Genomic DNA, 13,163 nt, shown 5'->3' on the forward strand with positions numbered 1-13,163 from the left:
TCTGTAACAATCAGGCCCGTATGATCTGATGGGTGACGCCGGCGAAAAGACTCAGGAACTATACGCGATCAAAGGGGTCGTGACGAAATTCATGCGGATGCTGTTTCCGCTCGAGTTTCGAATCGACTCGATCGCGAATACCAGCCCGATGCTGCCGTTTCAGTATCCGCTCGTCCCGGGCGAGATGATCTATCTGCCCGAGAAAGTGGAGCCCTTGGGCAAGCCTGGCGGCGCTTACAACTATTATTTCGTGACCACGGCCCACCTCGCGGCGCGGCACGACTTTGGCACCTTCAGGCTTAAGCTTGCAGACTTACCGGGATTCGAGGAACGCGCGGAAACTGGGGTGGAAGCGATCGACAGCTTTGTCGCCTCGTTCGACGATCCCGCCTTAGCTGGCGCCCTCATGCGGCTTGGGGAAGCGGCCCGAATCGATGCGGAACTGGCGCGACGCTATCGCGGCTTGGCGCCGCGCATTGCCCAGGTCAATGAGGCATTGCTCGAATCGATGCCCCCCGACTCGCTCAGCACCATGCTTTTGCGCGGCGCGCTGGATCTGCTCGGTGGTGACGACGAAATCGTGCCGAGCTTCGCACGGATGGCGGCGACCTTTTTCGCGCCGTTACGCGAGCGCCACGCCGATGTGCTGACCACGGCTCAGCAGACCACCTCGCTCTACAAGTGGATCGAAGACCTGATCGCGCGCGCCCGCGAAGCCGGCGAGGGTGAGCCGCTGTCCGGTGACGCGGACCGCATGCGCAATGATCTGATCAGCAGCCGCATGAAGGCCGCCGAGGGCCCCGACGGTTCGATGGGCGAGGATGGCGAAGAGGCGGACGGCGGGGGCGAGCCGGACCAGAAGCTCAGCATGGAAACCTCCGGCCAACAGAGCAAAGGCAGCAAGGGTCGCGCCTTGTCTCCCGAGGAGCTGCGCAAGCTCATCGAACAAGGTGCGCAGATTCGTCCGTCACAGGGTGATGGCAACGTCGACGGCGAGGGCATGTACCTGACCCAGCTCACCGGCAAGCAGATGAGCGAACTCGAGCAGATGCGCGAGCAACTCGCGGAAGTAGGTTCGATGACGGGGCAGGGCCGCCTGATGCTTGCGCGCAATCGGCAGGACTCGTACTACGCCTACGACGAGTGGGACTATGTGCTCGGCGACTATCGGCGCAACTGGTGCCGGTTGCGGGAGATCCCGCTGGCCGGTGACGACGGTGATTTTTACAACAGTACCCTAAGTCGCTATTCGGAACTGCTCCCGATAATTCGGCGTAACTTCCAGCGCATCCGTCCCGCATCGTATCGGATGGTGCGCGGGCTCGAGGACGGGGAAGAGATAGACCTGGACCGCAGTATCGAGGCACGGGTGTCGCGGCGGATGGGCGAAATTCCCGATCCCCGCGTCTACAAAGCGCGTAAAAAGGAATCGCGCGATGTCGCCACCTTGTTCCTGCTCGACATGTCGGCTTCGACCGACGAACCGATTCATCGCGAGCCGCGCAAGTACAATGAGGATGACGATCCTGACGATTGGATGAAGGCCTGGCAGCGCAGGCCGCAGGCCGCCCAGCGTCCGCGCCGCATCATCGACGTCAACAAGGAAGCGTTGGTCATCATGGCCCAGTCGCTGGAGGAGTTGGGTGACCAGTATGCGATCATGGGCTTTTCCGGTCATGGCCGCGACAACGTGGAATTCTACGTGATCAAGGAATTTGACCAGGAACTGTCTGATGAGGTCCGCGCGCGCGTGGGCGCGGTGGAACCCAAGCGATCGACCCGGATGGGCGCGGCGATTCGTCACGTGCGCGAGAAGTTCAAAGACGTGAACTCGCGCGCCAAGCACGTGATCCTGCTGAGTGACGGCTTTCCCCAGGACTTCGACTACGGACACGACCGCAGGTCCAACGCGTACGGAATTCAGGACACCATGGTCGCGCTCAAGGAACTCGAGCTGGCCGGGGTACTGCCGTTTTGTATCACGGTCGACAAAACCGGTCACGACTATCTGCGCCAGATGTGCCAGTCCTCGCGGTACCTGGTGATCGAAGACATAACCTCCCTGCCGCGCCAACTTCCCAAAGTGTACGAGCAGGTGGTCCGCTGGTAGACGCTCGCGGCCCGACCGAAAACCCGCTGGCGGTACCCCTCCCGCGCAACGGGATCGCCATCCGATTTCTCTGATCGAGCGACCGGTAACTAATCCCACGGCAGTCGTTGCAGTTTGGGCCACAACCTGGTCCAGCGCTCGGTCTTGGCTTCGTAAAGCTCCTTGGTGATTTGCATCTTGTTGGGTCGAACGATCATGTTAAACAGGTCGGTCAATCCAAACGGGGCGCAGACGTGCAAGCCTCCAGCGCTTGTGGTTCTGACGCCCACGCAGGTCGCGGTCGTCGGCCAGGTGTTGATCGCGGCTTCCACGGATTCGTAGGGCGCGATTTCGTAGCCAAAGTGCTCGGCGTACCAAAGATGCACGCGCGCTTCGTTTTGAATTTCTACCGTGGCATGCAGGTGGGCGAAGAATTCGTTTGCACGCTCTTGGTAGCGCGTTTGCGCTTCGAGCGAGAGGTCGGAGGCGTAGTGATAAACCAGATCGTAATCCTTGATGCCGAAGGTGGGCTCGAAACCATGCAGGAAATTCCAGACCGTCTGCGCGATGCATCCTGCGCCCAAGTACCAATTGGCCATCGCCAGGGACGGCGCCTTCTGCAAAATCTCAGCGATGACCTGGTTGTGGCTCAGATACCCGCGCAGGCGCCCCACCTGCCGGGTGAGGTCGCCATCCTGGCCGCCGGCCGGTCGCTCATCGCGACCCAAAATCGCGCAGATCGCGGCCGGTCATCTCGGGTGGGATTGTCAGACCCAGCATCCCCAACAGCGTCGGGGCGATGTCGGAAAGCGTTCCACCCGCGCGCAGACTTCCGTGGTAGGAATCGTCGCACAAGATCAACGGCACGGGATAGGTCGTGTGAGCGGTGTGGGGCTGGCCGGTCTGGGGGTCGGCCATGAACTCGGCGTTGCCATGGTCGGCGGTGATCAGCGCGGCGCCGCCGCGGCGGGTCAGTGCATCAATTACGATTCCCAACGCGACGTCGGTTGTTTCCACCGCTTTGACCGTCGCTTCCAGTTTGCCGGTATGTCCCACCATGTCCGGATTGGCGAAGTTCATTACCACGACGCCGAACTTGCCCCCGGCGATCTCGCTTGCGGCGCGCTCGGCGATCGCCTGCGCACGCATTGCCGGCTCCAAGTCATAGGTCGCGACTTTCGCTGACGGAATCAGTGCACGCTCCTCGTAAGGAAACGGCTTCTCCACACCGCCGTTGAGAAAATACGTGACGTGAGCGTATTTTTCGGTCTCCGCTACCCGCAAATTTGCGATGCCGGCTTTGCCGAGCACCTCGGCCAGGGTGTTGCGCACATCCTCGGGCCCGAATGCGAGCGGCAAGCCAAAGCTCCGATCATATTCGGTCATGCACACGTAGCCGATGCCGGGTGTCCGCGGCCGCGGGAATCCGCTGAAGTCCGGGCGAACGAGCGCCGCGGTCAACTGACGGGCGCGGTCGGCGCGGAAGTTGAAACACGCAACCTGGTCCCCATCGACCATCGGCGCTGGTGTGCCAATGATCACCGGCTCGACGAATTCGTCACTCTTGTCGTTCGCATAGGAAGCCTCGGCGGCCGCGCGCGCTGACTTCGCGCGGGGCGCTTCACCCAAGACCATGGCTCGCCAGGCGCGCTCGGTCCGCTCCCAGCGCCGATCACGATCCATCGCGTAGTATCGGCCGCTGACGGTGGCGATCCGGCCGCGCCCTATCTGCTTCAGCTTCGCTTCGAGCCCGTCGATGAAGGGAAGGGCGGAGCGGGGCGGTTTGTCGCGTCCATCGAGTACCGCATGAACTGCGATCTCTTCGGCTCCGTTTTGCGCCGCGAGATCAAGGAGCGCAAACAGATGATCAATATGACTGTGAACACTTCCATCGGAGAGCAATCCCCACAAGTGTAACGAGTGCCCGCGCGAGTTCTTGATCGTGTCGAGCAACACAGGGTTCGACGCGAACGTACTCTGCCCGATAGCCTTGGTGATGCGCATCACGTCCTGGTAGATGACGCGTCCAGAGCCGATGGTCAGATGCCCGACCTCGGAGTTACCCATGACGCCGGGCGGGAGGCCGACCGACTCCCCCGAGGCATCGATTTCGCTGTGCGCCTGGGTCCTGAGCAAGTGGTCCATAATCGGAGTGCGCGCCATCGCGATCGCATTTGCCTCGCGCGCCTCGCGTATGCCCCATCCGTCGAAGATGATCAGCGCGACGACCGGCGGCCGCGGACTCATCGCGCAGCCCCCCGCTCAAACGCTTTCGCGCCCGGATAGACTGCGCGTGGGCCCAGCTCTTCGGCGATCCGCAGAAGGCGATTGTATTTGGCGGTTCGCTCGCTCCGGCTCATGGAGCCGGTCTTGATCTGCCCGACGCCGGTCGCTACGACCAGGTCCGCGATGGTGGTGTCCTCGGTCTCGCCCGAGCGATGGGAGATGACCGATGTGTATCCGGCAGCGCGCGCGATTTCGATGGTCTTCAGCGTCTCGCTGAGCGTGCCAATCTGGTTAAGCTTGATCAAAATCGAGTTCGCCGCCTTCTCGCGAATGCCACGCTCCAGAAACTTCCGATTGGTGACGAACAGGTCATCGCCGACCAGTTGCACACGCGCGCCCAGCTCGCGAGTCAGCACCTTCCAGCCCTCCCAGTCTTCCTCGGCTAAACCGTCCTCGATCGATACGATCGGATACTTGGTCAGCCACTGGGCATAAAACCTCACCATCGCAGAGGCGTCGCGCTCACTTTTGTCCGAGCGCGCGAACACGTACTTTCCGTTCTCGTAGATCTCGCTCGATGCGGGGTCGAGCGCGATCGCGACATCTGCACCGGGCTGGTAGCCGGCCTGGCGGATGGCTTCCAGGATCACCTCGATCGGCTCTTCGTTGCTGCCAAGGCTTGGCGCGAACCCGCCTTCATCCCCGACGTTGGTCGAGTGACCACGCCCTTTTAGAACTCGGGCGAGCGCATGAAAGACTTCCGCACCGGCGCGGATACCCTCGGCGAAGGTCGGCGCACCCTGCGGAACGATCATGAACTCCTGCATGTCGACGCTGGAGTCGGCATGCCGCCCGCCATTAAGCACGTTCATCATCGGGACCGGGAGGACGTGCGCGTTGGGATTCAGATGGCGGTAGAGCGGAAGATTGTGGGCCGCCGCCGCCGCGTGAGCCGCCGCGAGTGAGATACCAAGCATCGCATTGGCACCGAGCCGGGATTTATTCTCCGTCCCGTCCAGCGCGATCAAGCTATCGTCGATCGTCTGCTGGTCGTCGGCATCCGCCCCCTTGAGCTTCGCGGCGATCGTCTGATTCACGTTGGTGACTGCCTTGAGCACGCCCTTGCCGGCGTAGCGCCTGGGATCGCCGTCGCGCAGCTCCAGCGCCTCATGCACCCCGGTAGATGCGCCAGAAGGCACCGCGGCATGACCAAATGCACCTCCCGACAGCCGCACGTCGACTTCGATAGTGGGGTTGCCGCGCGAGTCGAGAATCTCGCGGGCGCGGATTTCGCTGATCGCCGTCGCTGTCGCCATCGGTCTTTAAAGTCCCTCCTGGTCGCGAAATGTCCGCAGGGTCGTCACGTCCGCGCGTCCTGTCACGATGTTACCGAGGCGTTCGCGGGCAGCAAAATCGAAAGTGATCTGCAGGCCCTCTCAAGCGCCTAGGTAGCGAACCTTAAGGGGTGTCTCAACTACTGAACCCCGTTTGCGCGTCACGCGAAATGCCCGCGCCTTGGGGCGCGAGGAAACTATCTCCTTGAGGCGAGTCCCGACGAAATGCGCCCCGGCGCCGTCGTCGAGCGCGAAGGTCGGTACAAATCCGCCGCGAATGAGACCATGGAGCGCGGGACGCCGCGCCGCTTCGCCGTCGTAGTGCGGGCAGAATCCGCCGTGCAGAAAACCCAGCCCGCCATCCAGCCGCCGCAAACGGTGCCCAAACGAATCAGTAACGCCATGCTCGAACCAACAGATTGCGCCGGCACTCAGACCGGCCAACACTGTCCCGCGGTTCCACGCTGCGCGCAGTGCTCGATCCAATCCGTGCAGCCTCCACACGGCGAGCAGATTGGCGGTACTGCCGCCACCGACGTAGATAACATCCTGTTCAAGGACGAAGTTCCTTAAGTCCACCACCGTGCGTGCGAAGAACTTGAGATGAGTCGCTCGCGCCCGCGCGGGCGGGAAAACTTCATGAAAGCGTGCGATGTAGCCGTCGTTATCGCCACTCGCCGTTGCGATAAAACATATGCGCGGTTGCGTCCGGGTCCGTGCGAGCGACAATACGAAGTCGTCCAGTAGCGGATTGTCGCCGTCCATGGAGAAGCCGCCGCCTCCCATCGCCACGATATGACGCTCAGGCATCTCGGTGGTTTAGCTGAATCGCGAGGAGCAGTCGAAACGATTAGGAACTTCGGTTCGATTCAGCTCGAGTTCCCCCTGGTTGAGTTGATGCTTTGTTGGAAATCCGAGCCATTTCCGGCGTGCCGGTCAGCGCTCTAGATTGCCTCGGCGACCGACCACACTGCGCCGGTCAAAATCGCCAGCGTCAGGCCGGAAACGGAGCCGTCTCTAAATTTCGTAGCCGCGATGGTTGCATTCCCGGCCGTGGGAGGTCTCTTTGCTGAACGCGTTCCAGTTCAAACCGCGCCGGACTCGCGCAGCGAACCAATCTCTTCCCACGAATACCCTAGTTCGAGCAGGACTTCCTCGGTGTTGGCGCCGTGCTCGGGCGGCATCTGCGCGACGGTCTCGACCTCTCCGTTGATCGACACCGGGGTTCCGGTGACCAGCACCTTGCCCGCTACTGGATGGTCGAGTTCCTTCAGGTACCCGTTGACCCGCGCCTGTTCGCTCTGGAGCATGGTGCGGTAATCGACCACCTCGGTGGCCAGAATATCCGCGTCGTTGAGTGCCGCGAGCCATTCCTTGCTGGTCTTCTTGGGGAAGATCAAATCGAGCACCGACTGGATTTTCTCGCCATGGAAGTTGCGCGTTACGTTGTCGCCGTACTCGGGATCTTTTTCCAGCTCTTCGATTCCCATGATTCTGCAGAACGCCGGCCAGCGTTTGTCGTCGACCCCGGCGATACAGATATGGCCATCCTTGGTCGGGAAGGCGCCCCACACGCCGTGCAGGAACTGATGACCGCGGCCGGCGCGCTCCGGCTCCTGGCCCGTTATCGAGGTGTAGTTAATCTCCATCCCCTGCATCGCGATCATCGTGCCGTAGATCGACACATCGACCTTTTGGCTCGTTCCGGTCCGCTCGCGCGCCACCAGCGCCGCGAGTATTCCTCCCGCCAGGCTCAGCGCACCGGTGTGATCTGCGACGAAGATTCCCGCGGCAAGCGGAGGATCGTTGGGCATTCCCGTCTTGGCCATGATCCCGCTGGCGGCCTGCGCCAGCGTGTCGCGACTCGGCCGCATCACCCATGGCCCCTTTGGTCCCCACGAACTGCCCTGCGCATACACGATGCGCGGGTTCAGCTTGCGCACCTCCTCGTAGCCGAGTCCGAGCCTGTCGAGCACGCCGGGACGATAGTTGGTAAGCAGCACGTCGTAGGCTTTCACCATTCGCCGCACGATCTCGATAGCCGCCGGCTTCTTCAAGTCGGCGGTGATGCTGCGTTTGCCGCGATTCATCGCGATGAAGTAATGGGACACCGCGGCGTTCCGCACGCCGGGCCCGCCAATCAGCGAGGCTGCCATCCAGCGGCTGAGATCACCGGTCTCCTTGTTTTCGACCTTGACCACGTCCGCACCCTGGTCGGCAAGAAACAAGCCGGCAAAGGGTCCCTGGATTTCCTGACCAATCTCGATGACTTTGATTCCCTCGAGCGGCTTCGCCATGGTGCGATGCCTCCTGACCGATCGTTCAAATAATTGATTGTTGCGGGCGCATTATCGCGCCGTGGTCGGAAAAATCTCAAGCGGCAGATTGCGCATCGCCGCGGCGCCGGTAAGCTCATCCGCCATGGAACACAGTATCTATGAGTTCCCGAATATTTTTCGCCGGGTACACATGGAGGAGCCGCGCGAAATCGCACAGGAAGTGGGCTTTCTGCGCCGCATTTGGCGCGAGCATCTAGACCGTCCCGTGAACCGGGTCCTCGACCTTGCCTGTGGCAACTCCCCTCACGGGCAACTCCTCGCACGAGCCGGTATCGAGGTAGTCGGCATCGATAGATCGAAGACCATGATCGCCGCCGGATGCCGCGAATCCGCCGGCCTCGAAGGTATCCGCTTCTATCGGCGGCCCATCGAGCGATTTCGCCTCCCCGAACAGCGCTTCGATGCCGCATTCTTCATGTCGGAAACCTTTCCGGTCATGACCGAGAACCACGATATCGTGTCCCATCTGCGCAGCGTGGGCCGGTTGCTCAAACGGGGCGCGCTTTACTGCATCGACGTCGATCGGCAGGACGGCATCCGGGCCACGCGCGCGCACAAGTTGTGGGACCGATCACTGCGGGTCGACGATGCTAGGGTGGAGGTGCGCGGGGTGCATCGCCCGATGCCGTGGTATTCCGGCGTCTACTCCAATTTCGAAATCTCGTGTTCGATTCGATTCCCCGGGCGGCGGGTCAATACCCGCGACGTGGTTCCGATTCGCTACACGCTGCCGTGCACGCTGGAGTTGCTCGGTCGGGCATCGCGGATGTTTGAAATGATCGCAACCTACACCGATCTGTCATTTACGAAACCGCTGTCGAGGTGTCAGCGGCGATGGTGGGGGGTGTTGCGGCGGGTCTAATCAAATCTGTGACCGGTACGCGATCGCAGAAGAAAATTCCGAGGGAAGGTGCCGTCAAGAAGTTGGCGTCCTGCAACTCGCCGAACGAAAAGTGCGTTCGATCCGGTGCGCAGAAATTAGACCTCCTTAGCTCTCCGAACGTGTCGAGCAACGCGCAGCTCCGTGGACGTGGGTTTTGTTATCCTGCGCTCGGTTGACCGCTATCTTGGTGACCGATCAAGGTCCGTACTTGATTGGACTGCATGTGTCCACTTTTTTCACCCTCGCTAGTTGAGCTCAAAGGGTCCGCGTCCGATTGGCAGCAGCTGCGGCTATCCTTTACAGAACGCCCCAATTGCGTTTTGGAGCTCCCTCAAGCTGGAGTACCCCTTGGCTGAGGCCGCCGCGTCAAGGCTGCCGAACTGGCGGTTGAGCGCGCGGACGCTCTCGTCATAACAGTTCGCCTGCCCAGGGTCCCCCGCAAAGTCCTGGAATTCGTACGCACCGATATCGCAGACCTGTTCTCCGGTATCTGGACGGAGAAGCCCACGCTGATCGGTCGTAATCGGATTGGGCGGTGAGGCCTGATCAGTGCAGTCTGCCAGCGGAATCGCGTCAATCGCCGGGCTCCCCGATTGAAGCGCGATGGTCTCTGTCGGTCCGCCGTTATTGGCCAATCCGGCAGCCGAAAGCAGTGGATTCACACCATCGCCATTATTCGCGGAGCCGGTCTTGGCGAACCCGCATGAGGCGTCGTCGGAGATGTTGTAGCCGGCGTCGTTAATCGTTCCGGAGCAATTACTAGGAGGGGTAAAGATACCGCCGCTGCTATTCGCCAGGATGGTGTTCTTGAGGCTGGCGAAACCCCCATTACAGATACCCCCGTTAGAGATACCCCCGCCCAGACCTCCGCCGTTGCCGGAGAAGGTGCTGTTGGTGACGGTTAGCGTTCCACAGTTCTGGATGCCGGCGCCGGGGCCAGGAAACGGGGCGGTTGAGGTTGTGTTTTCGAAGAAGGTGCTGTTGACGACAGTCAAGATCCCGTCATTAGAAATGGCGCCGCCGTCTGCCAATCCGAAATTGTCGAAGAAAGTGCTGTTGGTAACCTTCATCGTTCCTTCGTTGAAAATTGCGCCGCCGGCACCGGCTTGCCCGGGACCGGCGGTAGTGGCTCTGTTTCCGGAAAACGTGGTGTTGGTGACCGTCAAGCTCCCGGCATTGTAAATAGCTCCGCCCTCGTTGAGTGTAAAAATGCCGGGGACGCTCTGGTGGCCGGAGAAAGTGCTGTTGCTGACGTTCAGTGTCCCGTCATTGCTGATCCCGCCGCCGGGGCTGGCGTTGAAGCCGTCGGCAATTGTCAGGTGGTTAAGGTTGAGCGTCACCCTCGACGCGACCTGCATCACCTGCACGCCTTGCACCTGCTGGAACGGATTGTTGCCGCCATCAATCGTAATGCCAGGTGAGGCGAGGCCGGTAATGGTCAGTTGGCCGTCGGTGACTTCCGGCAGTGTGCTCGCAAGCGTGATTGTCCCCGCGACCCTGAACTTGATGATGTCGTGGCCACTCCCAGCAGCGCAGGCATTCGTCGCGGTCTTGGTGTTTGCGGCCGTGATGGCGTCGCGCAGGGCACAGACACCGACCTGGCCGGGGTCGGCGAGCGAATTGACAGTTATGGTCGCTGCGAATGCAGTGCTGCCGACGAACAGACCGAGCAAAGCCGCAGTGAGAGCGCACAGTGGTAAACACTTCCTCTTGCCAATCATTGCCGAGTTCCTCCCTTCGAGGCAGCATTAAATCTGAAAAGACACCGAACCTTGAGGCGTGGAAGTAGCAGAACGGCGAGGTTAGAGAAATCGCTCATTCGCAGCTCTCGCTTTGAAGTGGGCCCTTTCAAAGCGGATACGAGCTGGCGGGTTGAGCGAGCACCAGGGTGAGTATCGGGTACCCGATGTTGATCCCTGTCGGCCGACCGGCGACATCGGATGGGCCGCCTCCCCAGGCACCAGCAGGCCCGGCGCGGTCCATCGCGTCAGCCTGTCGCAGATCACGTCGAGCAGGAACAGATGGGTGAGCCTTGCGGTTACCGAGCAGACGGGCGGCCATACCTAACGGCAGTCCCTCCGCCATCTGAGAGAAACTTGCCTGAATCCCGGCTGTCGACCGTTGGAAAAGCGAGCGCGGCGTTGCGTGTTGAGGAAGGCGCGTGCGGTGCTGCCGTTGCTGAGGAACCGGGGGAGCGGCACCTTGCCCCACACCATTGGCGTCTTCGAGCTTCGAACTCGGTGGCCCGGGTTTTTGACTTCTGTTCCGTTAAGAGGAGAAGACGATTCGGAACCTGGGCTCTACCGCAACCCTGTCAACACACGAGTGATTTACCGACGAGGACATTTTCGTCCATCAGGCGGGCGCGCAGAGGGATTTGTTATCCTGAGCCCTAGAAGAACAGAGTGGAGGATGGGCAACCTCAGTACGGGACGAGGACCCAACCGTCAGCTTCTGAGCAATCCGAAACTGTCGGCAACGCGAGGCGATTTGGGGAAAATAAAATAATTGCGATACCCAACAGCTCCTGGAGAATGGCCGCAATCGGGCCGCTACTATCGGAACATTCGTGTATCAAAATGAAACGGTACAGGTTCGCCGAATTTGACTTTTTGGAAATCTAGGTGAACAGGGTTGAGGAGGACATTCCATTCGCCGCGAATTGCCGCCGATGGGACCAACAGGGCTACCGTCCGCCCGGCGCGTATCCATTCATCTCCAAAGTGACGCGGAGATTCATCTCGCGTTTTGCGCCAGTCGCGTGGCAGAGTCTTTTGGTCGAGTCGTCCAATTTCAAGCTCTTCGGACATCTCGCCTTCGATTGAAACGAGGTCCCTTGGTTGGAGATTCGGCTCTAAGTTCACAAAGGTCTCAACTGCTGCGAGCGCGAGAGAGGTTGAGGCGTACACGACGCGGATTCCTCGGCTGTTCCAGCGACCGCCATACAAGCGCGCTCCTTCGCCTGTTGCGGCATCCGCAGCATAGCGGCGTCGGCAGATTCGCCAAAAGTGCATCAACTATATACGCCATATGCAATCCGGCCCGCGACGTCCTCTACCTCGCGAGCGCCGACATCGGTATCGAGGCGGTCCAGAGGCGTTTCGCCGCCGAGCGCTCGGTTGGACGTGAGAAGCCATTGAACAGCCCTTTCCTCGTCACCAATCATCGCAACTGTATGAGCATATACCCGAGCAAAACGGACGGTGCGGTCGGATTCGGCGGGTGTCAACCGCGACCGCTCGCTCAAACGGCGAGTCATCGTCCGTTGCGGAATTCCGAGCTTCTTCAAAAGCGCGGCGTTGCCGAGCGAGAGTTTTACGGCCAGGGTCCTTACTGAACTCGCGGGAAGACCTTTGCGGATCAGATCTGCCAGGTCATCTGGCTTCCTTACGGTCTTGCCAAGAACCTTCCGGCCGCCCAGAACGTTGGCAATGGCTTCGCTTTCCATTGTTAGCCTTTTGGCCAATTAGCGTAGGCCATTTGGCTACCCTTGTAAAGCGGTCGATATGTCTCTTGAGCATCCCGTCTTCAGGCTGGTCCCCTTGGCTCAGCTTGGTGTCACAAGGGCCTAAGCCAAGTCGCTGACGAGCGAGACTTCGTGGCGCTCCGGGACTCCGATGGAGTACAGAGGCGTGTACGCTTTCAACGCGTTCGGCGGAGTCCTTAAGGAAGCTATCTGGGGAACCAGACGGAAACGGTGAAATCACCAACGGCAGAGACGCCGTGCGTTCTTTCAGGCTCAATCCTCGCCAAAGAATCTTCTTTTAGCTGATTCGTTCAAGGGCAGGTCGGGTCCGCTAAACAGATGATCAATAACACGCGTCGGATCCTCTGCGATTTTCGGAAGCGCGTAGCGCGGCGGCGGTCCGCTTCTGGGCCTGACTCACAGAACATGGCGGCAAACAAATCCGATGTTTCGTGTATCACACGGTAGTAGTGATCGTGCGCTTCAGCGTATGCGTGACCGGCCTTGTCCCAATTCTGTGAGTTCAAGAGGGAGTTCCGTAAGACGCGAATGTCGCGCATTGTCAGGGATAAACCTTGTTCAAAAGAGGGATCACTCGAGGCCGCCGCGTCCCCGATGAGCGTTAAGTTTTGAAAATAAGCGGCGCCTCAGGTCCGACGTAGGCGTCGCAGAATCAACAGCAAAAGCGTGAGCCGAACTCGTACATCAGGGGAATTATCAGGTGACTATTGATGAGTCGGCGTATGCCATCAGCAAGTGAAATGCTATCTCGAGGGAATGCGCTCGCACGCAATATTCACAGCTAGCGGAAGTTGCTCTGCCGAAT

The 13,163-nt window shown here is 60.4% G+C and carries 11 protein-coding genes; 4 read left to right on the forward strand and 7 right to left on the reverse strand.

What is annotated here, in order from left to right; all coding sequences use genetic code 11:
* Positions 1-28 precede the first annotated feature (28 nt).
* Positions 29-2,110, forward strand: a complete 2,082-nt coding sequence (locus tag VGI36_14125) for a VWA domain-containing protein (protein ID HEY2486284.1) — start codon at positions 29-31, stop codon at positions 2,108-2,110.
* Positions 2,111-2,199: 89 nt separating this feature from the next.
* Here the strand turns inward: VGI36_14125 and VGI36_14130 are convergent, their stop codons facing one another.
* From VGI36_14130 to VGI36_14150, 5 genes are all read right to left on the reverse strand, one after another.
* Positions 2,200-2,817 carry a nucleotidyltransferase family protein gene (locus VGI36_14130; GenBank protein HEY2486285.1) on the reverse strand — a complete coding sequence of 206 codons (618 nt, stop codon included), beginning with the start codon at positions 2,815-2,817 and terminating at the stop codon, positions 2,200-2,202.
* Entirely contained in the window at positions 2,804-4,336 is a 1,533-nt protein-coding gene (gpmI, locus tag VGI36_14135) for a 2,3-bisphosphoglycerate-independent phosphoglycerate mutase (GenBank protein ID HEY2486286.1), read from the reverse strand. The genes VGI36_14130 and gpmI overlap by 14 nt, the downstream gene beginning before the upstream one ends.
* On the reverse strand, positions 4,333-5,631 hold the full coding sequence (gene eno / locus VGI36_14140; protein ID HEY2486287.1) for a phosphopyruvate hydratase: 1,299 nt from the start codon (positions 5,629-5,631) through the stop codon (positions 4,333-4,335). Before eno ends, gpmI begins: the two co-directional genes overlap by 4 nt.
* Positions 5,632-5,751: 120 nt before the next feature.
* Complete coding sequence (locus tag VGI36_14145; protein HEY2486288.1) at positions 5,752-6,459, reverse strand: peptidase E; 708 nt, start codon at positions 6,457-6,459, stop codon at positions 5,752-5,754.
* Positions 6,460-6,734: 275 nt separating this feature from the next.
* Positions 6,735-7,946: a CoA transferase gene (locus VGI36_14150; GenBank protein HEY2486289.1), complete on the reverse strand. Its 1,212-nt coding sequence runs from the start codon at positions 7,944-7,946 to the stop codon at positions 6,735-6,737.
* Between the two features lie 124 nt (positions 7,947-8,070).
* On the opposite strand from VGI36_14150, the gene VGI36_14155 reads away from it, so the two are divergent.
* Entirely contained in the window at positions 8,071-8,850 is a 780-nt protein-coding gene (locus VGI36_14155; protein HEY2486290.1) for a methyltransferase domain-containing protein, read from the forward strand.
* A 311-nt stretch (positions 8,851-9,161) separates the two neighbouring features.
* Here the strand turns inward: VGI36_14155 and VGI36_14160 are convergent, their stop codons facing one another.
* On the reverse strand, positions 9,162-10,592 hold the full coding sequence (locus VGI36_14160) for a choice-of-anchor Q domain-containing protein (protein HEY2486291.1): 1,431 nt from the start codon (positions 10,590-10,592) through the stop codon (positions 9,162-9,164).
* A 151-nt stretch (positions 10,593-10,743) separates the two neighbouring features.
* Between VGI36_14160 and VGI36_14165 the strand changes: the two genes are divergently transcribed.
* Both VGI36_14165 and VGI36_14170 read left to right on the forward strand, forming a co-directional pair.
* Positions 10,744-10,938: a hypothetical protein gene (locus VGI36_14165; protein ID HEY2486292.1), complete on the forward strand. Its 195-nt coding sequence runs from the start codon at positions 10,744-10,746 to the stop codon at positions 10,936-10,938.
* A gap of 557 nt (positions 10,939-11,495) precedes the next feature.
* Positions 11,496-11,696: a hypothetical protein gene (locus VGI36_14170; GenBank protein ID HEY2486293.1), complete on the forward strand. Its 201-nt coding sequence runs from the start codon at positions 11,496-11,498 to the stop codon at positions 11,694-11,696.
* A gap of 188 nt (positions 11,697-11,884) precedes the next feature.
* Here the strand turns inward: VGI36_14170 and VGI36_14175 are convergent, their stop codons facing one another.
* On the reverse strand, positions 11,885-12,319 hold the full coding sequence (locus tag VGI36_14175) for an antitoxin Xre/MbcA/ParS toxin-binding domain-containing protein (protein HEY2486294.1): 435 nt from the start codon (positions 12,317-12,319) through the stop codon (positions 11,885-11,887).
* Positions 12,320-13,163: the final 844 nt, after the last annotated feature.

The sequence above is a fragment of the Candidatus Binataceae bacterium genome (assembly GCA_036495685.1).
Lineage (GTDB): Bacteria > Desulfobacterota > Binatia > Binatales > Binataceae > JAFAHS01.

Bases quoted from the DNA above. Each gene is read 5' to 3' on its own strand.
- gpmI (HEY2486286.1), bottom strand. From the start codon at position 4,336: ATGAGTCCGCGGCCGCCGGTCGTCGCGCTGATCATCTTCGACGGATGG.
- VGI36_14175 (HEY2486294.1), bottom strand. From the start codon at position 12,319: ATGGAAAGCGAAGCCATTGCCAACGTTCTGGGCGGCCGGAAGGTTCTT.
- eno (HEY2486287.1), bottom strand. From the start codon at position 5,631: ATGGCGACAGCGACGGCGATCAGCGAAATCCGCGCCCGCGAGATTCTC.
- VGI36_14155 (HEY2486290.1), top strand. From the start codon at position 8,071: ATGGAACACAGTATCTATGAGTTCCCGAATATTTTTCGCCGGGTACAC.
- VGI36_14125 (HEY2486284.1), top strand. From the start codon at position 29: ATGGGTGACGCCGGCGAAAAGACTCAGGAACTATACGCGATCAAAGGG.
- VGI36_14150 (HEY2486289.1), bottom strand. From the start codon at position 7,946: ATGGCGAAGCCGCTCGAGGGAATCAAAGTCATCGAGATTGGTCAGGAA.
- VGI36_14160 (HEY2486291.1), bottom strand. From the start codon at position 10,592: ATGATTGGCAAGAGGAAGTGTTTACCACTGTGCGCTCTCACTGCGGCT.
- VGI36_14145 (HEY2486288.1), bottom strand. From the start codon at position 6,459: ATGCCTGAGCGTCATATCGTGGCGATGGGAGGCGGCGGCTTCTCCATG.